Genomic DNA, 252 nt, shown 5'->3' on the forward strand with positions numbered 1-252 from the left:
GTATTTGGATTGTCACTGCTTGCTCCAAAGTTAACATGTTGAGCAGTCCAAAAAGACCACTATATTAACCAAGGGGGTCAATTTTCAAATGCTGTTGGGGGGTCATTTTTACATTGCCGCTAACAAACTTGAGCCCAGTGAAATTTGCCCTGTTCCAGCCGCCGGGCACACAGCCAGATGCCCAGTCCATCATGTACCAACACTTTCATGCGATGGCCACGTTTATTACAGAACAGGTAAGCACAATGCGGT

The 252-nt window shown here is 46.4% G+C and carries 1 protein-coding gene; it reads right to left on the reverse strand.

The window, feature by feature from the left end; genetic code table 11:
- Window positions 1-119: 119 nt before the first annotated feature.
- A complete protein-coding gene (gene tnpB / locus ACEO2X_RS14685; RefSeq protein WP_371972218.1) occupies window positions 120-236 on the reverse strand; it encodes an IS66 family insertion sequence element accessory protein TnpB in 117 nt (38 codons plus the stop codon).
- Window positions 237-252 lie beyond the last annotated feature (16 nt).

The sequence above is a fragment of the Acinetobacter sp. AL9 genome (assembly GCF_041464035.1).
Taxonomy (GTDB): domain Bacteria; phylum Pseudomonadota; class Gammaproteobacteria; order Pseudomonadales; family Moraxellaceae; genus Acinetobacter; species Acinetobacter towneri.